This window comes from Rhizobium sp. Root491, assembly GCF_001427205.1.
GTDB lineage: Bacteria > Pseudomonadota > Alphaproteobacteria > Rhizobiales > Rhizobiaceae > Agrobacterium > Agrobacterium tumefaciens.
This window is the reverse complement of the sequence record NZ_LMFF01000001.1, coordinates 662,747-683,722: the sequence shown is the minus strand read 5'-3', so window position 1 is coordinate 683,722 and position 20,976 is coordinate 662,747. Positions and strand designations below refer to the sequence as shown.

Here is a 20,976-nt window from a genome sequence, read left to right as displayed (position 1 = left end):
ATCAAGTCTTTCCGCGTCTCTATTTGCCGGCGCGTGCGTGGCTGCCGATGAAGGTTTCCACCGTCTTCAGCTCTGCGTCCAGAATGTCGAAACGCTCCTCCCGGTTCATAATGTCAGCTAGCCATACTGGAAGCGCCGGGTCGATTGCGCAAGCGGATTTTACGGCGGCCGGGAATTTAGCCGGATGGGCAGTGGACAGGACCACCATCGGGCTTGATGCCTTTTCGTGTTTTTCCGCCACAAAAACGCCGGTCGCCGTATGCGGGTCGATCAGGTAACCGGTTTTCTCAAGCGTATCGCGGATCGTCGCCGCCACCTGCTTTTCGGTGGCGCGGCCGGCGCGGAAATCCTTCTTGATGAATTTCAGCGCATGCGGCGGGATTTCAAACGCGCCGGATTGCTTGAGGCCATCCATCGACGCCTTTACCGCAGCGGAATCGCGGCCATAGGCCTCAAACAGCAGCCGCTCGAAATTCGAGGATATCTGGATGTCCATCGAGGGCGAAGTGGTGGGCGTGACGCCGCGCATCTCGTAACGGCCGGTCTTCAGCGTACGCGCCAGAATGTCGTTGTCGTTGGTGGCGATGACAAGCTTGTCGATCGGCAGGCCCATCTTCTTGGCGACGTAACCGGCGAAGATATCACCGAAATTGCCCGTTGGGACGGTGAAGGAAATCTTCCGGTCGGGACCGCCGAGCGACAGGGACGCCGTGAAATAATAGACCACCTGCGCCATGATGCGCGCCCAGTTGATGGAGTTGACGCCCGAAAGCTTGACGCCGTCGCGGAATTTCGCGTCGTTGAACATTTCTTTGACGAGGTTCTGGCAATCGTCGAAATTGCCGTTGATCGCCAGCGCATGCACGTTGGAGGCGGTGGAGGTCGTCATCTGGCGCTGCTGCACCGGAGAGACCTTGCCATTGGGGAAAAGGATGAAGATGTCGGTGCGCTCGCGCCCGGCAAAGGCGTCGATGGCTGCGCCGCCCGTGTCGCCGGAGGTGGCGCCGACGATGGTGGCGCGCTCTCCACGCTCAGCCAGCGTATAATCCATCAGGCGGGCGAGAAGCTGCATCGCCACGTCCTTGAAGGCAAGCGTGGTGCCGTGGAAAAGCTCCAGCACGAAGGTGTTCGGCCCGGTCTGCGTCAGGGGTGCTACGGCCGGATGGCGGAACGTCGCATAGGCGTCGTCGATCATCGCCCGGAACTTGTCGGCCGGAATTTCACCGCCGGTGAAACGGTAGAGAACCTCAAACGCGATGTCCTGATAGGACTTGCCGCGCAGGTTGCGGATTTCCTTTTTCGACATGGAGGGCCATTCGCGCGGCACGTAAAGCCCGCCATCACGGCCAAGGCCCGCCAGAAGCGCGTCGCAGAAACCAAGCGAAGGGGCCGCACCCCTGGTCGATACATATTTCACGAGATAGTCCCTTGTCGTTTACCGGTCTGTCCGTTGCCGTTACCGGCTCTTTATCAGCAGCATCCCGCCGGAATGAGGCGATTGGCGAGGTAATGAAGGGCTTTTTTGAAAATTCAAGCAAAACCAAACATGCCAATCGATTTTTTCCGGCGTCGCTGCTATAGACCATCGCCAACCTGCGTGAAAGGTCAATAAACAGCGTCTCCGGTTCGGTTCCGGGACAATGGAGAGGGAATTAGAAGAGTGTCAGGGAATTTCTTGCGTTTGTCCGCCGCGATGTCGCTTCTGGCCGTTGTTGCAGGATGCAATTCCTCCAATCCGTCAGACTCGCTTGCCGTCAACCCTCCGGCGGCGCAGGCAAATGCCGTTGCTCCGGTGGTGCAGGCCAACTGCCCGACGGTCACGGTTCTCGACGCCAATGCCGTCCACCGCGTCTATGCCGGTGGCGCAAAGGACGATCCGCAGAAACTCGCCTATCAGGTTTCGCTGTCAGACACGACGCGCTCTTGTACCGCGAACGAAACCACGCTGACGGTAAACGTGCTGGCCCAGGGCCGTCTCGTTCCCGGCCCGATGTCGAAGCCCGGCCGCGTGACCGTACCGATCCGCGTCACCGTTAAGGACGGCGACGGCGAGATTTACGGCGAAACGACCAATTTCGCCATCGACGTTGCTGCAGGCGGTGCCGGCACGCAGTTCATCTTCAACAACGATCATGTCGCCATTCCCAACGGACCGGGCGGCGCACCGAGGTCGGTCAGTGTCTATATCGGTTTTGCCGAGCAGGGCGCAAAGGCCAAGACCAAGCGCCGGTGATTTGACGGGCGAAATGTAAAAACCCGGAGGCTGCTGTTGCGGGCTTCCGGGCAGATCGCAAACAAACCATGCCTCATACGCAACGTCATCCTCGGGCCTGTCCCGAGGATCCGAACACGTATCGTGGAATCAAGTCGTTGCAGATGCTCGGGACAGGCCCGAGCATGACGAAGTGGCGTTTGTGACAAAGTCAGAGATTAAAAAGCGCCTTCCCACTCCGCCATCGCTGCAATAACGGCGGGCAGGTCCTGCATCCGTGAAATCACCGTTTCCGCGCCCGCATCCGTCAACCGGTCGGCATGGCTCGAATAGGTGTGGGATGCGCCGGTGAAGCCGATGACGCGCATGCCGGCTGCCTTTGCACCATGCACGCCGTGCACGGAATCCTCGATTACCACGGCGCGATCCGGTGAAACGCCGAACTGGGCTGCGCCATGCAGGAAGATATCCGGCTTCGGCTTGACGCGGTCGGCTCCGAGATCCTTGGCGGAGTAGATATGCGGTGCGAAATAGGGCTTCAGGCCCACCTTCGTCAGCATCATGTCGAGGCGGTGGCTGGAGGAATTCGAGCAGATGCAACGCGGTGTCGTCAGGCGCGACAGAGCGAACTTGACGCCCTCGATGATCTTCACGTCGCGTTCCAGCCGCGCGTCGAGCAGCTTTTCCGACTTGTCGAGCAGCGATGCGGAAAACGGGATGCTGGCTTCGCTTTCCACCTGCAGGAGGATGTTTTTCCAGGTCATGCCGGCGAAACGCTCGCCCATTTCCTCGACGGAGATCGGATACCCGGCCTCGGTCAGAAGGCGGGACTCCACCTGTGCGGCGATGATTTCGGAATCGACCAGAACGCCGTCACAGTCGAAAATAATGAGGTCGAAGCCGCTCATGGGCGCTCCCTGTATCGGATTTGCCTTGGAAAAAAGTGATGCCCGGGCTTTTAGACCAAGTCCGCGTCAAGCTCAACCGGCTGGCCCGCAAGGGTCGGTCGCGCCCGGCTCATAGCTGGGATTTGGCTTTGCGCGTTTCCTGCGTGCAAAAACAGCTACACAGATCAGCGCCGGATGCGTTATGGGATGTTATGCCCAAGACAGCGAAAACCAGACCCGAAGATACCATTGCCGCACGCATCAGCCGCACACTGGCTGACCGCATCGTGCGCGGCGAGCTGTCGCCGGGTGAACGTCTGAGGCAGGATCACATCGCCGCCGAATTCGGCGCATCGCATGTGCCGGTGCGCGAAGCGTTCCGCAGGCTGGAGGCGCAGGGCTTGGCCGCCAGCATTCCGCGCCGCGGCGTGCGGGTCGCGGATTTCGGCCTCGCCGATGTGCGCGAAGTCGCGGAAATGCGCGCCGCGCTTGAGGTTCTGGCGCTGCGCCACGCCATTCCAAACATGACTTCAGCCATTCTCGACCAGGCGGAGGCCGCCACGCTCGAAGGCGATAGCGCGGTCGACGTGCAGCATTGGGAAGAGGCCAATCGCCGCTTCCACCGCCTCATCACGGCGCCTTGCAACATGCCGCGCCTGATGGAGGCGATCGACGGCCTGCATGCCGCGAGCGCCCGGTTCCTGTTTTCCGCCTGGCGGGCAGGATGGGAGCGCCGCACCGATACCGATCATCGCGCGATCCTCGACGCATTGCGCGGCGGCCGTGCCGAGGAGGCGGTGCGAATTCTCGACGGGCATGTGCAATGGATCGGCCGCAAGGCAATCCGCACCCCTTCAGGCTCGGTGCACGATGCCTTCGCCATCGTCGGATAGGCCGGGAATGATTGGCTGGGCTCGCTTGGACTCCGCCGGAAAAGTCGGTTATCGATATCCGCCCGCGATGACGATCTGCGGTGCGTGAAGGGAGCATGGATGGCTGCTGATACGGCGAAATCACGGAGCGGATTTTTCCTTTGTCCGCCGATCTGTTTCCTTGATCGGAAACGCGTCCCGTGACGGTCCGCCTTCGCCCCCATCACCTTCTCTGCATGCTGACCTATGTGGGGAAGGGATATACCTCCGGTTTTGTCGAAAACTACGACCGTGTCGCCGCTCGGCTGAACGCCGGCGAAGAGGATATCGAGCTGGTCGATGGGCCGGACGATATCTGCGTTGGCCTGTTGTGCGAAAGCCATGCCCACTGTTTCAACGAGGGCGTGGTCCAGAGGGACGAGGCGGCCCGGCTTTCGGTTTCAACGCTTTTGAACGAGACAATCACCGCCGGAAAGCGGCTGCGGGCAACGCCGGAGCTACTGGAGAAAATGCGTCTGGCCTTCGCCGCCGGAGACATCCGGCAGGCCTGTCGCGGCTGCCAGTGGATTAGGCTGTGCGATCGCATCGCGGCATCAGGATTTACCGGCGTGAAAATTGGCGAACCGCCGCCGCACCCGGCCGGGCAGCGGCTTACTGCTACTGCGGCACATTCGTCTCGGTTCTCTCGGCGGCCTTGACCGTCGCCTTGATCTCCTTCGGCTCGCGCCCGGATTTCTTGTCGTAGCTCACCTTCACCGAATAATCGCCGGGATGCAGGGTCTCCTGATGCCGGTTGCCGTAACGGCCGGAAATTTCCTTTTGCGTACCCTGAAGGTCCTTGGTCGTTTCGACGATGTCGATCCGCTCCGCACCCGGTGCCGTGATTGCCAGAACACCAGCATCGAGGTTGAGGTTGATCTCGGTGCGTTTTCCTGCAGTTACGGTGAAGGGCTGTTCCACCGTGACCTTGCCCAGACGCGCCCGCATCACGAAATCGCCTGCAGGCATTTCCATGGTTTTGCCGGTGCCGTAAACGCCGTTGATGGTCTGGCGCGTGCCATCAAGCGTCTCCTTGGCTGAAAGCGCTTCGAAACGGATATCGTCCGTTTCCACAGCCTTGCCACCGTCCGTATAGGCCGCCTTGGCAACGACCACGCCGCTCGGGATGACTAGATCGTGGCTGATCGTCTCGCCCGCCTTGATGGCAAGCGTTTCCTGCGCACGCGCAGGGCCGATGCTGCCGGCGAGGAGGAGTTCGCCCGCCGGCACGAAGGTCGTGTTCTGCCCGTAAACGCTGTCCTTGAAATCGTCCTTGGTGATTTCGGTTTTCGCCTGGCTTTCCACATCGCCGCCGGGGCTGCGTTTTGGCACCACCGTCAGTTCCGCCGCGTCGAAATTCGCCTTTGGCCTCGTAAGGCTTCCCTCCTTCACCTCGAAGGGTATTTCGCGACGGATGTTGCCCAGCGCTGCCACCCCGACATATTTGCCCGCCGGCAGCTTCGCTTCGAAGGTGGCGTCGTAGGAGCCGCCGGCATTGACGTCGCTGCGCACTCCGGCCCGGTCGGCTTTGTAGAAATCCCACCGCACCCTGTCGCTGTTGCCGAGCGATGGGCCGCCATCGAACAGCACAGCGTCGGTGACGACGTTGTATAGCGGTGCCGGCTCCTGCGCCCCCAAGCTTGACGGCAGCGCCGCCAGAAGAAGAGCCGCGGAAAAGGCATGCACTGAAAAAGAAGCCACTCGCGTTACGGACGTCATTGCGGATTACCCCCTGAGTTGCCGGTATTGCCAGCACCGACATGCGGAACACGACAACCCGTTGTGCACAACGTTTTTGCGCCACTTCGGGTTCCCCGCCCGCGCCAGCAAATTGCGCGTGTCGGCCGCAACAGCCATTTATTTCGCATTTTCCGTGACTTGTTCAGGCTTTGATAACCATCTTCGGTAACCATAAGCATCAGTAGAGAGTAAGCGTATGGAGCGAGTACCAATGGCAGCAGTTTTTCCGCTGGCCGATTTTCGGCGTGCCGGTTTTGATCGTGCGGGCGAGAGTGACGCCTGGAAAGACAGCATAATCAAAGGTGATTGTGTCGCTGCCTTGGATGCCCTCCCGAGCCAGTCGGTGGATGCGATTTTCGCCGATCCGCCCTACAACCTCCAGCTTGGCGGTACGCTTCACCGGCCAGATCAGTCGCTGGTTGATGCGGTCGATGACGAGTGGGACCAGTTCTCCTCCTTCGAGGCCTATGATGCCTTCACCCGCGCCTGGCTGCTGGCCTGCCGCCGCGTGCTGAAGCCGAATGGTACCATCTGGGTCATCGGCTCCTACCACAACATCTTCCGTGTCGGCTCCATGCTCCAGAACCTCGATTTCTGGATCCTGAACGATATCGTCTGGCGCAAGACCAATCCCATGCCCAACTTCAAGGGCCGCCGTTTCCAGAACGCCCATGAGACCATGATCTGGGCGAGCCGCGATCCGAAAGCCAAGGGCTATACCTTCAACTACGAAGCGCTGAAGGCCTCCAACGACGACGTTCAGATGCGCTCCGACTGGCTGTTCCCGATTTGCAGCGGCCATGAGCGGCTGAAAGGTGACGACGGCAAGAAGGTGCATCCGACCCAGAAGCCGGAAGCATTGCTGGCACGCATCATCATGGCCTCCACCAAGCCTGGCGACATCGTGCTCGACCCGTTCTTCGGCTCCGGCACCACGGGTGCGGTTGCAAAACGTCTCGGCCGCCACTTCGTTGGTATCGAACGCGAACAGGATTACATCGACGCGGCGTCTGCCCGCATCGCCGCCGTCGAGCCGCTCGGCAAGGCGGAGCTGACCGTTATGACCGGCAAGAGGGCCGAACCGCGTGTTGCCTTCAACACCCTGGTGGAAAGCGGTCTCGTCCGTCCCGGCCAGGTGCTGACCGATGCAAAGCGCCGTTATAGCGCCATTATTCGTGCCGATGGTACGATTGCATCCGGCGGGACTGCCGGCTCCATTCACCGTCTTGGTGCAAAGGTGCAGGGTCTCGACGCATGCAACGGATGGACGTTCTGGCACTTCGAGGATGGCGACCAGCTGAAGCCTATCGATGATCTGAGAACAATCATCCGCAGTGAACTGGCAAAGGCCTGACAGTCTAAAGCCCAAAAGGCTGAAGGCAACGATCCACCGCCCGCCATTGTCAGCATACGTCTCCGTCCGGTTTAGTACCTTCAGTCCCGGATGGAGAACGACCAACGCCCGGCACTTCGGTGTCGGGCGTTGGTATTTTTGAATATCTAAATTTAGCCAGACAAGTTTCGCGCAAGAGAACGGTCATAGTGTCCTACGCAAAGCAATGGTTGTGAAAATCCGGTTCGGAAAGTTCACGAAAACATTGCTGTCCCATGCCGCTTGCGGCAGGACTGGCGCAGGCAGGAGACCGCCATTTCCGCCTGCGCCAATTTTCTTTTTGGATCTGATGGTCTGTCAGACATCCACGCCGTAGGATTGCAGATCCTGCTTCAGCTTTTCCGCTCCGGTAAAATGCACCGCCTGCCAGCCGGCGGCCTTGGCGCCTTCGACATTCACAAGCGTATCGTCAATGAAGATGCTTGCGGCAGGGTCGAGGCCAAATTCCTTCGCGTGCAGCTCGTAGATCGCCACATCCGGTTTCAGCAGCTTCACATCGCCAGAAACCGTCACACCGCGCGGCAGGGTGAGGAAGGGGAACATCTTCTGCGCTTCGCGGAAGGTATCGGAGGCGAAGTTGGTCAGCATAGTCACGTCGTGACCGTTATCGATCAGGCCGGTCATGATCGCGACGCTGTCGTCATAGGAATGCGAGACCATCTCATGCCAGAACTTGCGGAAGGCGCGGATATGCTCTTCCCGCTCGGGAAACTGCTCCATCAGCAGCGCCTCGGCGTCTTCCCAGCCGCGTCCGCGATCCTGTTCGAGGTTCCAGTCATGGGTGCAGACATTCTCGAAGAACCATTTGCGCTCGTCGGCATCGGGAATGAGGCGGCTATAGGGAATATGCGGATCGTAGTGGATCAGTACCTTGCCGATGTCGAATACGATATGCTCAATCTTGGTCATCGAAACTTCCTGCTTTCATCGAATGCGGATGGAATAGCCTGTGCGATGACTTTTTTCATCACCGTCGGCAAGGCTTGCGCGTCAAGATTTGTAACCGGCTCCCACCATCCGTCATCCGCGCCAGTTTCAAGCCCATCCGGTACTTGTGCCCGATAGACGGAGAGCCGCAGCTCGAAATGGGTGAAGACATGCACGATGACGCCCGCCGCTTGCCAAGACGCGGCAAAAGGCGCGTGGCTCGTGTCGGTGCCGCCATCCACGCGGGCGGTCCATGCCGTTGTCGGCACCTCCGTCATGCCACCGAGAAGGCCGCTTTCTATGCGCCGCCGCAGCAGAATTTCGCCGCTTGCATTCACCGCCACGAAGGCGGCTCCCAGCCGCACCGGTTTTGCCTTTTTCGCGGCCTTGACCGGAAACCGCTCCGGCTCGTCATGGGCAAGCGCCAGACAGCCGCCATTGAACGGACAGAGCGCACAGGCAGGGCGCTTCGGCGTGCAGATCGTCGCACCGAGATCCATCATCGCCTGCGCAAAATCGCCCGGCCGGTCGGAAGGCGTAAGCTCCGCCACCTTCGCCTTCATGGCGGGTTTCGAACCGGGCAGGGGTGCATCTATCGCGAAAAGGCGGGAGATGACGCGCTCCACATTACCGTCCATCACCGCCGCCTGCCGGTTGAACGCAATGGCCGCCACGGCAGCAGATGTATAGTCGCCGATGCCGGGCAGCTTCTTCAGGCCCTCTTCGGTATCGGGAAAGACTCCGCCATGCTCTTTCGCCACAGCTTCCGCACATTTTTTCAGGTTGCGGGCGCGGGCGTAATAACCAAGTCCCGCCCATGCAGCCATCACATCCTCAACCGGTGCCGCCGCCAGATCGCTGACATGAGGCCACGTCGCGAGGAACTTCAGGAAATAGGGTTTCACCGCCTGCACCGTCGTCTGCTGCAACATCACTTCGGAGAGCCAGACATGATAGGGATCGGCACGTTTTCCTTGTGCCGCCATGGCCGGCGAGGTGCGCCAAGGCAACTCGCGATGGTGGCGGTCGTACCATGCGAGCAGCATCTGCGCGTGCGATGACGGGGCGGTTTTTTGAAGCATGGTTTGCCGTTTCTCTTCGATTCGGCCTATAGTTGGGCCATTCATACCGACCTATCAAGAAGCTCCGGACTGTCCGGTCCTGAAACCCGAGTGAAAAATGCGATATCCACGCAAAGGCGTCATCCAGATTGCCGAAATAGCCAATGGCATCATGGATCCCCTCCTGTCGAAACGGGCGGGCATCAACACGGCGCTGCTCGGCTCGTGGGACGAGATCGCCGGCGATGACTTCGCCGATTGCACGCGGCCGGAAAAGATTACCTGGCCGCGTCGCGACGAGGGTCCGGATCGCGGCGGTTACCAGCCGGGCGTGCTGACGATTGCCTGCGAAGGCGCGCGCGCTCTGTTCCTCACCCATGCACAGGGCGAGCTCATCGCCCGCATCAACGGCTTTTTTGGCTTTCCGGCGGTACGCCAGATCAGGATCGTGCAGAAGCCGGTATCGCAGCCCGTTCCCCGCCGGCGAAAGCCGCCGCCGCTGCGCGGTGATGCGGCAAAACGTCTCGACGACATGATGGACGGCATCGAGAGCGAAGCGCTGCGCAAGGCAGTGGAAAGGCTCGGCACGGCGGTGATGCAGAAGAAGAAGCCGCGGGGCGGGACGATTTGATGTCGCGCACGGTCCTTGACTGGTCACAATTCTTTGACAAGAAGAGTTCAAAACCCCGCTTGTGATGAACAGGCCGTCGCTATATCGGAATCAACAGACAATAGAGTCTATTACCAACAGGTGCTTTCATGCATTTTTCCGAACTGACCATTTCCCGTCGCAGCCTTCTCGGCGGCGTTGCACTTGCTGCCCTTGCCACGGCCCTGCCGTTTGCCTTCACGCCGGGCGTTGCCCAGGCGCAGGAATTGCCTGAATCCACCGGTGACGTGGATATGGCTGCGGTGTTGAAGCCCGGTCCGCTGCCGGAAGCGGCGCTCGGCGATGCGAACGCTCCCGTCAAGATCGTCGAATATATGTCGATGACCTGCCCGCATTGCGCCAATTTCCACAACAAGACCTTTGACGAGATCAAGAAGAAATACATCGATACCGGCAAGGCCTATTTCGTCATCCGCGAATTCCCGTTCGATCCGCGTGCCGCCGCTGCCTTCATGCTGGCGCGCTGCGCACCGGAAGGACAGTATTTCCCGTTCGTTTCCATGCTGTTCAAGCAGCAGCAGAGCTGGGCAACAGCCCAGGATGCCCGTGCGGCCCTGCTGCAATTGTCGAAAATGGCCGGTTTCTCACAGGAGTCTTTCGAGGCCTGCTTGACGAACCAGAAGCTTCTGGATGATGTGAACGCAACGATGCAACGCGGTGCGACGGAATTCGGCGTCAACTCCACGCCGACTTTCATCATCAACGGCAAGAAATACGCGGGAGACATGTCGGTTGAAACCATGTCGGCTGTCATCGACAAGCTGCTCTGATCGCCGAACCCTTAAAGGAACGGGCGGCGGATATTTCCGTTCGCCCGTTTTTTATTGCCGTTATTTCAGGCGGAGCGGAGCGGCATGAAGTTCAACAAGCTCCGCGTCGTCGGTTTCAAATCCTTCGTTGAACCCTCGGAATTCATCATCGAGCCGGGTCTGACCGGTGTCGTCGGTCCCAATGGTTGCGGCAAGTCCAATCTGGTCGAAGCGCTTCGCTGGGTGATGGGCGAAAACTCCTACAAGAACATGCGCGCATCCGGCATGGATGACGTCATCTTCTCCGGTTCCGGCAATCGCCCGGCCCGCAACACCGCCGAGGTCGGCCTTTATCTCGACAATTCCGATCGCACCGCGCCCGCCGCCTTCAACGATGCCGATGAAATTCAGGTGACGCGCCGCATCGAGCGCGAAAACGGCTCGGTCTATCGCATCAACGGCAAGGAAGCGCGCGCCAAGGATGTGCAGCTTCTGTTTGCCGATGCCTCCACCGGCGCGCGTTCGCCCTCGATGGTGGGGCAGGGGCGTATCGGTGAACTCATCAATGCCAAGCCGCAGGCCCGCCGCCAGCTTCTGGAAGAGGCGGCCGGCATTTCCGGCCTGCATTCCCGTCGCCATGAAGCGGAGCTTCGCCTGCGCGCTGCGGAGACCAATCTGGAGCGGCTGGAGGATGTGACCGCCCAGCTTGAAAGCCAGATCGAAAGCCTGAAACGCCAGGCGCGGCAGGCCAACCGTTTCAAGATGCTGTCGGCGGATATCCGCGCCCGCGAGGCGACCCTGCTGCATATCCGCTGGGTAGAAGCCAAGGAAGCCGAAGGCGAAGCGGAAAGCGCGCTTAATCAGGCCACGAACATCGTTGCCGAAAAGGCGCAGGCGCAGATGGAGGCGGCCAAACAACAGGGCATTGCCAGCCTGAAGCTGCCGGAACTGCGCGAGGATGAAGCGCGTGTCGCTGCCGCCCTGCAACGTCTGCAGATTGCCCGCACCCAGCTGGATGACGAGGCGAACCGCCTGCTGCGCCGCCGTGATGAGCTGGCGCGCCGTCTATCGCAGCTTGGCGAAGACATCGTTCGCGAAGAACGGCTTGTCTCTGATAACGCCCAGATCCTTGCGCGGCTCGATGAGGAAGAGGCAGACCTTCTCGAAATTCTCGCCGATTCCGGTCGTCATGCCGAAGAGATGCGCGAAGCCTTTGAGGCAGCTGCCGCTAAACTGACTGAAAGCGAAACCGTTTTCACTGCCATCACCGCCGAGCGCGCCGAGGCCGCCGCCGGGCGCCAGCAGCTGGAACGGGCGATCCGCGAGCTTTCCGATCGTAAACTCCGGCTGGAACGCCAGTCGCAGGAGGCATCCTCCGAGATCGATGCCGTCGATGAAAAACTCTCCGGCCTTCCCGATCCTTCGGAGCGCCGCGAGGCGGTCGAGGCAGCCGAGATCGCGGTGGAAGACGCTCTGATCGTGGCGGAAGAAGCCGAAGCCGCCGTTGCCGAGGCGCGTTCCGCCGAAGCGCTGGCGCGCGGCCCGCTGGAAACGGCGCGAAACCGGCTGAACGCTCTGGATACGGAAGCGCGCACCATCACCAAAATCCTGGCGGCCAGTGCTGCCGCCAATGGCAGCTTCACGCCGGTGGCGGAAGAAATGACGGTGGAACGTGGTTTTGAGGCAGCGCTTGGTGCAGCCCTTGGCGACGACCTCGAAAGTGCCCTTGATCCCGCTGCTCCCGCCTATTGGGCCGGCAATGGCGATGGTGCGGGCGATCCTGCTTTGCCGCAGGGCGTCAAGCCGCTTTTGAACTATGCGCAGGCGCCGGACGCATTAAGGCGCGGTCTCGCCCAGATCGGCGTTGCAGCCGACACTGCGGAAGCCTTGCGCCTGATGCCGTCGCTGAAGGCCGGTCAGCGGCTGGTGACGCGCGAGGGCGCGCTGTTTCGCTGGGATGGCCACATCGCCAGCGCTGATGCGCCGGGAGCCGCCGCCCTTCGTCTGGCACAAAAGAACCGGCTTGCCGAAATCGAGACGGAACTGGAAGAGGCCCGTTTCAGTCTGGAGGAGGCCGAAGAACAGCTCTCCATCAGGACCGACGACATCAGAAGCGCCGAGTTGCGGCTTTCGGAAGTGCGCGACAGAAGCCGGCTGGTGACGCGTCATCTTGCCGAGGCACGAGAGGCGCTGACATCAGCCGAACGCGCCTCGGGCGATCTTCTGCGCCGCCGGGATATCGTCTCGGAAGCGCTGAACCAGATCGGCGCGCAGATCGACGAGATCGTCGTTCAGGAAGAAAACGCCCGCATCGAAATGGAAGATGCACCGGATCTTTCCGCCCTTGATCTGCGCCTGCGTGAAAGCCAGCTGGAAGTCGCCACAGACCGTGGCCTGCTGGCAGAAGCGCGCGCCCGCCACGAGGGGGTGAGCCGCGAGGCGGAAAGCCGCCAGCGCCGGCTTCAGGCAATCGCGCAGGAGCGCTCCACCTGGGCATCGCGGGCCGCCAGTGCCGCCGATCACATCGCCACCCTGCGTGAGCGTGAGGAAGAGGCGCGCGAGGAAATCGCCGAACTGGACATTGCGCCGGAAGAGTTCGACGAGAAACGCCGCAACCTCCTGACCGAGCTTCAGAAAACCGAAGACGCCCGCCGCTTGGCCGCGGACCGGCTGGCGGAGGCGGAAAACCTGCAACGCGCCGCCGACCGCGTTGCCACCACCGCCCTTTCCGAACTGGCAGAAGCCCGTGAAAAGCGCGGCCGCGCCGAAGAGCGGCTTGTTTCCGCCCGCGAGAAGCGGCAGGAAACCGAACATCGCATCCGCGAAACGCTGAATACCGAGCCGCATATGGCGTTGCGCCTGACCGGCCTTGGTCCCGACCAGCCGAAGCCCGATATTCGCGATGTCGAGCGCGATCTCGACCGGCTGAAGATCGAGCGTGAGAGGCTGGGCGCCGTCAACCTGCGTGCCGAGGAAGAGCAGGCGGAGCTTTCCGCCAAGCTCGCGGCCCTCATCAAGGAACGCGACGATATCATCGACGCGGTGCGCAAGCTGCGCGCCGGTATCCAGAACCTCAACCGCGAAGGCCGTGAACGGTTGATTGCGGCCTTCGATGTGGTCAATTCGCAGTTCCAGCGGCTTTTCACCCATCTGTTTGGTGGCGGCACGGCGGAATTGCAGCTGATCGAATCCGACGATCCGCTGGAAGCCGGCCTGGAAATTCTCGCCCGTCCTCCGGGCAAGAAGCCACAGACCATGACGCTGCTTTCCGGCGGTGAACAGGCGCTGACGGCCATGGCGCTGATCTTTGCGGTCTTCCTCACCAATCCCGCACCGATCTGCGTGCTGGACGAGGTGGACGCGCCGCTCGACGACCATAATGTCGAGCGTTACTGCAATCTGATGGACGAAATGGTTGCCTCCACTGAAACGCGTTTCGTCATCATCACCCACAATCCCATCACCATGGCGCGCATGAACCGCCTCTTCGGCGTCACCATGGCCGAACAGGGCGTGTCGCAACTGGTTTCCGTGGATTTGCAGACTGCCGAGCAACTGCGCGAAGCCGTCTGAGTTTCCCGTTCCGGGCTTGCCCCTTAAGCCTTGTCCATCGCGAATTTATCTGGCCGCATCACCCATTCGGGTGGGCGACAATGCGCGGCATTTTGCTATGTCTTTTTGAAAGGAATTTGGGCTCTTTCCAGACCCCCCATCCGGTTTCCTGTACCGGATGGAAAGCCTTGCGAGGTCGCTGCCGTGGCCTCGCAAGGCTTTTTTTTGGTGTTGTGCCTCGCGTCCCTCTTTCCTGTACCAGTCACAGGAAACCAGCCGACTTGCCGCCCTCTTACACTGGCACCAACCGCAGCCGCGTGCCCCACGGATCAATCGCTTCCACAACCTTGTTTTCCATCTCCACCAGCACATAACCGGCCGCCCGCAGCCGCGTTTTCTGCGCTTCAAGGTCCGTGGGATTTTTGATGGCAAGAGAGAACCAGTCGAGGCCGGTTTCAGTGGCGTTGCGCTCTTTCGCGCCCCGGCTGTTCCATGTGTTGACGGCCAGATGGTGGTGATATCCGCCCGATGACAGGAAGGAGGCATCCGAACGGGCATCCTGCGTCGGTTTGAGACCAACGGCTTCCTCGTAAAAGGCGCGTGCGGTGGCAATCTCGCCGACCCGCAGGTGAATATGCCCGATGCGCATGCCGGAAGGTGCGGCCTCGTAATCGCTCTTTTTGGTGTCGGTCAGCGTTACGAGATCATCGACGTCGAGCGGTTCGGTCCCCATCTTAACCACGCTGCCGCTCCAGACCCATGTGTCCTTCGGCCGGTCGCTGTAAACCTCGATGCCGTTGCCTTCGGGATCGTTGAGATAGACCGCTTCACTGACATTATGGTCGGCAAAGCCTGTGAGGGGCACCTGCCTTAACGCCGCATGTACCAGCCACCGCGCCAGATCCTTGCGGGTGGGCATCAGATAGGCGATGTGGAACAGACCGGCTGAGGTGGGGCTTTCATAATCCGCCGTTGGCTTGTGAACGAGATCAAGCAGGGGAACGGTGCCGGCGCCGAGCGTCACGCCCCGTGCGTTGCGCGCAACCTCATTCAACCCGAGCACGGAACGGTAATAATCGATCATCGGATCGAGATCGCGCACCCGAAGCGCCGCCTGACTGACATGCATCGGCGTGGTCAGCGCAAAGGGAAGGGCGGTGCCTGCACTTGCTGCGGGTGGGGCGCCTTCTGCTCTAAGAGCACCGGCAAGGGCGGTGGCGGCGCAAGAAATTCCGGCAAATTTCAACGTGTGGCGGCGAGTAAATTGCATGAATAATCTCTTTTTGGGCGATGTGGATGGCTTAGGGAACACTCCGTTTCTGCGCACTACACGAATGCGTCAGTAACGCTGTTATTTTGCTTTTGCGGCAATTCTGGCGCGCAATTCGCCGCAATTATGCTGCACTGCGATGTAAACTGGACGTTGTGGCGTTTCCAACATGCTGCCAATGCTGTAGATGATAGAAAAATGACAACGCTTCTGGGTGGAGAGCGTGGAATGAAAAAGTGGGTTTATACCTTCGGCAACGGTGCTGCCGAAGGCCGGGCAGGTGACGTTGCTATATTGGGCGGCAAGGGTGCAAACCTTGCCGAAATGGCAAGTCTCGGCCTTCCCGTTCCCCCCGGCCTCACCATCATAACCGATGCCTGCGCCCTTTATCACAAGAACGGCCGCGATCTCCCCGAAGAGCTGAAGCTGCAGGTCATGGCCGGCCTTCACGGCATGGAAGCCGTGACCGGCAAGACATTCGGCGGCAGCCAGACGCCGCTGCTGTTGTCGGTCCGATCAGGCGCGCGTGCCTCCATGCCGGGCATGATGGACACGGTGCTCAATCTCGGCCTCAACGACCGCACGGTGCAGGCGCTGGGCCACGATGCGGGCGACGCCCGTTTCGCTTGGGACAGCTATCGCCGCTTCATCCAGATGTATGCCGATGTCGTCATGGGTCTCGACCATGAGCTGTTCGAAGAAATTCTCGAGGACGAGAAAGGCCGGCTCGGCCATGAATATGATACCGATATGTCGGCGGTCGAGTGGCAGCATGTCGTTGCGCTTTACAAGCAACTGATCGAGGACGAGCTGGGAGAGGCTTTCCCGCAGGATTGCCATGTTCAGCTCTGGGGCGCTATCGGCGCAGTCTTTGCCAGCTGGACGAACCATCGCGCCGTGACCTATCGACACCTGCACAATATTCCCGGCGATTGGGGCACGGCGGTCAACGTCCAGGCCATGGTCTTTGGCAATCTCGGCTCGTCATCCGCAACCGGCGTTGCCTTCACCCGCAATCCCTCCACCGGAGAGGCGGAGCTTTACGGCGAGTTCCTCGTCAATGCCCAGGGTGAAGATGTGGTAGCGGGCATCCGCACGCCGCAATCCATCACCGAGGCCGCGAGGCTGGCGTCGGGTTCCGACAAACCCTCCATGGAAAAGCTGATGCCGGAGGCTTTCGCCGAGTTCATGGTGATCTGCAAACGGCTGGAGACCCACTATCGCGACATGCAGGATCTGGAATTTACCATCGAGCGCGGCAAGCTCTGGATGCTCCAGACCCGTTCCGGCAAGCGCACCACACGCGCCGCCATGAAGATCGCCGTCGATATGGTCGAGGATGGGCTGATTTCGCAGGAAGAAGCCGTCTGCCGCATCGAGCCGTCATCGCTCGACCAATTGCTGCACCCCACCATCGATCCCGGTATTTCCCGGCCCATCATCGGCTCCGGCCTGCCTGCCTCCCCGGGTGCGGCAACCGGCGAGATCGTCTTTACCTCGGAAGAAGCGGTCGCTGCGGAAGCCGAAGGCCGAAGCGTCATTCTGGTCCGCATCGAAACCAGTCCGGAAGATATTCACGGCATGCATGCCGCCGAAGGCATTCTGACCACGCGCGGCGGCATGACCAGCCACGCCGCCGTGGTAGCGCGCGGCATGGGCATTCCCTGTGTTACCGGTGCGGGTTCGATGCGCGTCGATATGCGCAACAAGGTGCTGATCGGCGTTGGCTGCATGCTGAAACGCGGCGATGTCATCACCATCGACGGCTCTTCCGGCCGGGTGATGAAAGGTGAAGTGCCGATGACGCAGCCTGAACTGTCAGGCGACTTCGGCAAGCTGATGCAATGGGCCGATAATCTGCGCCGTATGACAGTGCGTACCAACGCCGATACACCGGCCGATGCCCGCGCCGCCCGTGCTTTCGGTGCAGAAGGTATAGGTCTTTGCCGCACCGAACATATGTTCTTCGAAGGCGACCGCATTCATGTGATGCGCGAGATGATTCTCGCCGAAAGCGAAAAGGGCAGGCGGGCAGCGCTTGACCGGCTTTTGCCGATGCAGCGTTCGGATTTCACCGAGCTTTTCCAGATCATGCACGGCCTACCGGTGACGATCCGCCTGCTTGATCCGCCGCTGCACGAATTCCTGCCGAAGAGCGATGGCGAGATCGTAGAGGTCGCCGCCGCCATGGGCATGCCGCAGACCGTATTCCGCCAGCGGCTGGATGCGCTGCACGAATTCAACCTCATGCTCGGCCATCGCGGCTGCCGGCTTGCCATTTCCTATCCCGAAATTGCCGAAATGCAGGCACGCGCCATTTTTGAGGCTGCGGTTGCGGCGGCGCGCATCACCGGTGCACCTGTCGTGCCTGAGATCATGGTGCCGCTGGTCGGCCTCCGGTCCGAACTCGATTACGTCAAGGCCGTCATCGACACTGTGGCCGCCGAGGTGGCGGAAGAGACCGGCATGACGCTCGAATATCTGACCGGCACCATGATCGAGTTGCCGCGTGCGGCGCTGCGCGCGCATGTGATTGCGGAAGCTGCGGAGTTCTTCTCCTTCGGCACCAACGATCTGACGCAGACGACCTTCGGGATTTCCCGTGACGACGCGGCACGTTTCATCAATACCTATCAGCGCAAGGGCATTATTGAACGCGACCCGTTCATCTCGCTCGATTTCGACGGTGTGGGAGAACTGATCCGCATTGCCGCCGAGCGCGGCCGCCAGACGCGTCCGGAGCTGAAACTCGGCATCTGCGGCGAACATGGCGGCGACCCGGCCTCGATCCATTTCTGCGAGGATGCGGATCTCGACTACGTGTCCTGCTCGCCCTTCCGCGTGCCCATCGCGCGTCTTGCCGCCGCGCAGGCGACACTTGCCGCAAGGGCAAGGCAGGGTGAAACCGCCAGCAATGTCGCCTTCATTCCGGTCAGGGGTTTGGTTGGACGATGATCCGCCGCTCCACCACCACCGGACGATAGAACATGTCGCGGTTCATCTGCGCCTGCCAGGCGCGGTTGTCGGCGCGACGATCCATTTCCAGATCGAGAAGGCAACCCGCCATGGGGTCGGTGCCGGGGCGGAAACCATAACCCCGGCATGTAGCCTCATCCCGCGCCCGGCGCTCTTCCGGAGTCAGCGTCTGGCAGGCGGTGAGCGCCAGCAGAGCGGCGAGCGAACCTAAGACGATGGAAACGCGCATTTTGTTTCTCCCTAGAACATGACAGCCGAGCGGCACTTTTATTGCCGCGATTGATACGCCTGTTTCATGATCGGGAAAAGCGGGTGAAGACTGGAAAGTTGCATCGTCTATTGCCTGATGCCGCAATCTTCTTTTCACGCCAGGGATGTCCGCGGCCGCCACCCGTTCTTGTTTTGCATTATTACTCTGAGCAGCCGTCCAGTATCGTGCCCCTGCTATCTTCAAGCGAGGCGTTGCTGCCTTTCGTGCGCAAAGTGTAGCTATAGTTCGGGTCTATTGCGTTATAAACCGCTCCGGACGCCGATATTGTTTCCGCCATAGGTATCATTTCTTCCATCTGCTGCAGGATCGCGAAGCTTTTTCCATCGGCGCCGTTGACGTAAACTACACGTAGGACTTCGTTGTTGGCGCACGAATAGGATACGGAATCAACAGTTGTTCCCGCTGCTGCGGTCAAATTAGGGAATGCAATGAAGGAGAAAATACTCAGGAGAATTATAGGCGATTTTTTCATATTTTTTCTCGGTGCAATTTTGTTTTCCATAATTATATTAGGATAATTGCAGTTAAAGTTGATGATTCGCAAATTTATACTTCAATATTTTTGAGATTATTGTCAATGTGGGCGTCGCTAAAGTGATGGCGACGCCCATCATGGAGATATGAAGGTACCACCCCGGCGGCACCACTTTCAGTCGTTCTTTGTTCAGGCAGGAACCGCGTCGTGGTCATCGAGCGCCTCGATGTCCTTGGCGTTGTTGTAGACTGCCTCGTCCAGAATGCCTTCACGTTTGGCGACGATGGTGGGCACCAGCGCCTGACCGGCGACGTTGACGGCCGTGCGGCCCATGTCGAGGATCGGGTCGATGGCGAGCAGCAGGCCAACACCTTCGAGCGGGAGACCGAGCGTGGAGAGCGTCAGCGTCAGCATCACCACGGCACCCGTGAGACCCGCCGTTGCGGCCGAGCCAAGCACCGAGACGAACACGATCAGCACATAGTCCTGAATGCCGAGCGGCACCTGGAAGAACTGGGCGATAAAGATCGCTGAAATCGCCGGATAGATGGCGGCGCAGCCGTCCATCTTGGTGGTGGCGCCAAGCGGCACGGCGAAGGCTGCATATTCGCGCGGCACGCCGAGGCTCTTTTCCGTCACGGTTTCGGTGACGGGCAGGGTGCCGATGGAGGAGCGCGACACGAAGGCGAGCTGGATTGCCGGCCATGCGCCTGCAAAGAAGCGCGATGGCTTCAGGCCATGGGCGAGAAGCAGCGCCGGATAGACCACGAAGAGAACCAGCGCCAGACCGATATAAACGGCCGCCGCATACCAGCCAAGCTGCGAAAGCGTCGTCCAGCCATATTGGTCAACGGCGCGACCGAGCAGGCCGATGGTGCCAATGGGCGTGAGGCGGATGACCCACCACAGGATCTTGCGCACGATGGCAAGCAGCGACTGGTTGAAGGCAAGGAACGGCTCCGCCGCCTTGCCCGCTTTCAGTGCCGCGACACCAAAGGCAATCGACACCACGAGCAGCTGCAACACGTTGAAGTTCAGCGAGGTGCTGGCGGAACCGTTATTGACCTTGGTCGAGGCCTCGAGGCCAAACACGTTTGCCGGCACGAGACCCTTCAGGAAGTCGAGCCAGGAACCGGTGGAGGAGGGTGCCGCCGCTGCCGTATTGGCAATCGCGGTGTTCACGCCCGGCTGAATGACGAGGCCAAGGACGATGCCGATGACCACGGCGATCAGCGCCGTGATGGCGAACCACAGAAGCGTCTGCCAGACAAGCTTTGCCGCATTGGAGAGGTTCTTGAGATTGGCGATGGAGGCGACGATGGCCGTGAAAATCAGCGGCGGCACCAGCGCGCGCAGCAGCTGCACGAAAATGCTGCCGATGGTCTGCAACGTCACGGAAAGCCAGTTCGGGCTGCCGGCGGCATCAGGACCGATATTGCGCGCAACGAGCCCGAGTAGCAGGCCGATGACCATGGCGATCAGAACCTGAAAGCCGAAGTTGCGATAAAAGGGTTTTGGCCCGGATGAGGGGGCTGGCGTCGTTGCCTGTGACATGGCTTGTCTCTTTTTTGTGCAAGAAAACGAGGATAATGCACTTTTTACACGCATTCTCGGAGGAAGGGACGAAGAATACGCCGATTTCCTCAGCAAATAAGGGATGAGCTTGCGTATTTGTTGCACTGACGATGCATTATTCTCTTAAGGGGAGATAATGCGGAAAAATATTCCGCTCTATCGTGGCCGTGGGCTTTCACGCGCTCAAAACGATGTCGGAGGCTAGAAGAGCGTTTGCGTTTGCTGAGGCCGCTGCGTTCCCACTCCGTCACCCCGGACCAGATCCGGGGTCCATTGCGATCAAGTCGTTGATCGTGGGAGGCTTCTT

At 60.3% G+C, this 20,976-nt stretch carries 17 protein-coding genes; 8 read left to right on the top strand and 9 right to left on the bottom strand.

Annotation, left to right across the window (positions count from 1 at the left end; genetic code table 11):
* Window positions 1-19 precede the first annotated feature (19 nt).
* A complete protein-coding gene (gene thrC / locus ASD46_RS03435) occupies window positions 20-1,417 on the bottom strand; it encodes a threonine synthase (RefSeq protein ID WP_003511817.1) in 1,398 nt (465 codons plus the stop codon).
* A gap of 276 nt (window positions 1,418-1,693) precedes the next feature.
* Between thrC and ASD46_RS03430 the strand changes: the two genes are divergently transcribed.
* A complete protein-coding gene (locus ASD46_RS03430) occupies window positions 1,694-2,233 on the top strand; it encodes a hypothetical protein (RefSeq protein ID WP_003511819.1) in 540 nt (179 codons plus the stop codon).
* A 197-nt stretch (window positions 2,234-2,430) separates the two neighbouring features.
* On the opposite strand, the gene ASD46_RS03425 is transcribed toward ASD46_RS03430, so the two are convergent.
* On the bottom strand, window positions 2,431-3,120 hold the full coding sequence (locus tag ASD46_RS03425; protein WP_013635629.1) for an HAD family hydrolase: 690 nt from the start codon (window positions 3,118-3,120) through the stop codon (window positions 2,431-2,433).
* A gap of 191 nt (window positions 3,121-3,311) precedes the next feature.
* Here ASD46_RS03425 and ASD46_RS03420 point away from each other — a divergent pair, with 191 nt between their 5' ends.
* Window positions 3,312-3,992 carry a GntR family transcriptional regulator gene (locus tag ASD46_RS03420; RefSeq protein WP_013635630.1) on the top strand — a complete coding sequence of 227 codons (681 nt, stop codon included), beginning with the start codon at window positions 3,312-3,314 and terminating at the stop codon, window positions 3,990-3,992.
* 215 nt (window positions 3,993-4,207) lie between these two features.
* Window positions 4,208-4,669, top strand: a complete 462-nt coding sequence (locus ASD46_RS03415; RefSeq protein WP_025592678.1) for a DUF1284 domain-containing protein — start codon at window positions 4,208-4,210, stop codon at window positions 4,667-4,669.
* Here the strand turns inward: ASD46_RS03415 and ASD46_RS03410 are convergent.
* The gene (locus ASD46_RS03410; protein WP_025592680.1) at window positions 4,629-5,729 is read right to left on the bottom strand and encodes a hypothetical protein; all 1,101 of its coding nucleotides are present in this window, start codon (window positions 5,727-5,729) and stop codon (window positions 4,629-4,631) included. The two genes, ASD46_RS03415 and ASD46_RS03410, sit on opposite strands and share 41 nt — an antisense overlap.
* A 232-nt stretch (window positions 5,730-5,961) precedes the next feature.
* Between ASD46_RS03410 and ASD46_RS03405 the strand changes: the two genes are divergently transcribed.
* Complete coding sequence (locus ASD46_RS03405) at window positions 5,962-7,104, top strand: site-specific DNA-methyltransferase (protein ID WP_003511827.1); 1,143 nt, start codon at window positions 5,962-5,964, stop codon at window positions 7,102-7,104.
* Window positions 7,105-7,440: 336 nt separating this feature from the next.
* Here ASD46_RS03405 and ASD46_RS03400 read toward each other — a convergent pair whose 3' ends face one another.
* Both ASD46_RS03400 and mutY read right to left on the bottom strand, forming a co-directional pair.
* Window positions 7,441-8,052 (bottom strand): HAD family hydrolase, encoded by a 612-nt coding sequence (locus ASD46_RS03400; RefSeq protein WP_003511829.1) that lies wholly within the window; start codon window positions 8,050-8,052, stop codon window positions 7,441-7,443.
* The gene (gene mutY, locus ASD46_RS03395; protein WP_025592682.1) at window positions 8,049-9,152 is read right to left on the bottom strand and encodes an A/G-specific adenine glycosylase; all 1,104 of its coding nucleotides are present in this window, start codon (window positions 9,150-9,152) and stop codon (window positions 8,049-8,051) included. The genes ASD46_RS03400 and mutY overlap by 4 nt, the downstream gene beginning before the upstream one ends.
* Window positions 9,153-9,249: 97 nt before the next feature.
* On the opposite strand from mutY, the gene ASD46_RS03390 reads away from it, so the two are divergent.
* The 3 genes from ASD46_RS03390 to ASD46_RS03380 all read left to right on the top strand — a co-directional run bounded on the left by ASD46_RS03390 (window position 9,250) and on the right by ASD46_RS03380 (window position 14,123).
* Entirely contained in the window at window positions 9,250-9,762 is a 513-nt protein-coding gene (locus ASD46_RS03390; protein ID WP_003511832.1) for a DUF721 domain-containing protein, read from the top strand.
* A gap of 128 nt (window positions 9,763-9,890) precedes the next feature.
* Complete coding sequence (locus tag ASD46_RS03385; RefSeq protein WP_003511833.1) at window positions 9,891-10,571, top strand: DsbA family protein; 681 nt, start codon at window positions 9,891-9,893, stop codon at window positions 10,569-10,571.
* Between the two features lie 84 nt (window positions 10,572-10,655).
* Window positions 10,656-14,123: a chromosome segregation SMC family protein gene (locus ASD46_RS03380; protein WP_025592684.1), complete on the top strand. Its 3,468-nt coding sequence runs from the start codon at window positions 10,656-10,658 to the stop codon at window positions 14,121-14,123.
* 271 nt (window positions 14,124-14,394) lie between these two features.
* On the opposite strand, the gene ASD46_RS03375 is transcribed toward ASD46_RS03380, so the two are convergent.
* On the bottom strand, window positions 14,395-15,372 hold the full coding sequence (locus ASD46_RS03375; protein WP_025592685.1) for a VOC family protein: 978 nt from the start codon (window positions 15,370-15,372) through the stop codon (window positions 14,395-14,397).
* A 228-nt stretch (window positions 15,373-15,600) separates the two neighbouring features.
* On the opposite strand from ASD46_RS03375, the gene ppdK reads away from it, so the two are divergent.
* Window positions 15,601-18,327, top strand: a complete 2,727-nt coding sequence (gene ppdK / locus ASD46_RS03370) for a pyruvate, phosphate dikinase (RefSeq protein ID WP_060641848.1) — start codon at window positions 15,601-15,603, stop codon at window positions 18,325-18,327.
* Here ppdK and ASD46_RS03365 read toward each other — a convergent pair.
* From ASD46_RS03365 to ASD46_RS03355, 3 genes are all read right to left on the bottom strand, one after another.
* Window positions 18,305-18,577 carry a hypothetical protein gene (locus tag ASD46_RS03365; protein WP_003511845.1) on the bottom strand — a complete coding sequence of 91 codons (273 nt, stop codon included), beginning with the start codon at window positions 18,575-18,577 and terminating at the stop codon, window positions 18,305-18,307. The genes ppdK and ASD46_RS03365 overlap by 23 nt on opposite strands.
* Before the next feature lie 181 nt (window positions 18,578-18,758).
* Window positions 18,759-19,121, bottom strand: coding sequence for an MliC family protein (locus tag ASD46_RS03360; protein WP_080670412.1), 363 nt, complete (start codon window positions 19,119-19,121; stop codon window positions 18,759-18,761).
* A 162-nt stretch (window positions 19,122-19,283) separates the two neighbouring features.
* On the bottom strand, window positions 19,284-20,648 hold the full coding sequence (locus ASD46_RS03355) for a dicarboxylate/amino acid:cation symporter (protein WP_025592687.1): 1,365 nt from the start codon (window positions 20,646-20,648) through the stop codon (window positions 19,284-19,286).
* Window positions 20,649-20,976 lie beyond the last annotated feature (328 nt).

Bases quoted from the DNA above. Each gene is read 5' to 3' on its own strand.
- ASD46_RS03430 (WP_003511819.1), top strand. From the start codon at position 1,694: ATGTCGCTTCTGGCCGTTGTTGCAGGATGCAATTCCTCCAATCCGTCA.
- ASD46_RS03425 (WP_013635629.1), bottom strand. From the start codon at position 3,120: ATGAGCGGCTTCGACCTCATTATTTTCGACTGTGACGGCGTTCTGGTC.
- ASD46_RS03420 (WP_013635630.1), top strand. From the start codon at position 3,312: ATGCCCAAGACAGCGAAAACCAGACCCGAAGATACCATTGCCGCACGC.
- ASD46_RS03415 (WP_025592678.1), top strand. From the start codon at position 4,208: ATGCTGACCTATGTGGGGAAGGGATATACCTCCGGTTTTGTCGAAAAC.
- ASD46_RS03410 (WP_025592680.1), bottom strand. From the start codon at position 5,729: ATGACGTCCGTAACGCGAGTGGCTTCTTTTTCAGTGCATGCCTTTTCC.
- ASD46_RS03405 (WP_003511827.1), top strand. From the start codon at position 5,962: ATGGCAGCAGTTTTTCCGCTGGCCGATTTTCGGCGTGCCGGTTTTGAT.
- ASD46_RS03400 (WP_003511829.1), bottom strand. From the start codon at position 8,052: ATGACCAAGATTGAGCATATCGTATTCGACATCGGCAAGGTACTGATC.
- mutY (WP_025592682.1), bottom strand. From the start codon at position 9,152: ATGCTTCAAAAAACCGCCCCGTCATCGCACGCGCAGATGCTGCTCGCA.
- ASD46_RS03390 (WP_003511832.1), top strand. From the start codon at position 9,250: ATGCGATATCCACGCAAAGGCGTCATCCAGATTGCCGAAATAGCCAAT.
- ASD46_RS03385 (WP_003511833.1), top strand. From the start codon at position 9,891: ATGCATTTTTCCGAACTGACCATTTCCCGTCGCAGCCTTCTCGGCGGC.
- ASD46_RS03380 (WP_025592684.1), top strand. From the start codon at position 10,656: ATGAAGTTCAACAAGCTCCGCGTCGTCGGTTTCAAATCCTTCGTTGAA.
- ASD46_RS03375 (WP_025592685.1), bottom strand. From the start codon at position 15,372: ATGCAATTTACTCGCCGCCACACGTTGAAATTTGCCGGAATTTCTTGC.
- ppdK (WP_060641848.1), top strand. From the start codon at position 15,601: ATGAAAAAGTGGGTTTATACCTTCGGCAACGGTGCTGCCGAAGGCCGG.
- ASD46_RS03365 (WP_003511845.1), bottom strand. From the start codon at position 18,577: ATGCGCGTTTCCATCGTCTTAGGTTCGCTCGCCGCTCTGCTGGCGCTC.
- ASD46_RS03360 (WP_080670412.1), bottom strand. From the start codon at position 19,121: ATGGAAAACAAAATTGCACCGAGAAAAAATATGAAAAAATCGCCTATA.
- ASD46_RS03355 (WP_025592687.1), bottom strand. From the start codon at position 20,648: ATGTCACAGGCAACGACGCCAGCCCCCTCATCCGGGCCAAAACCCTTT.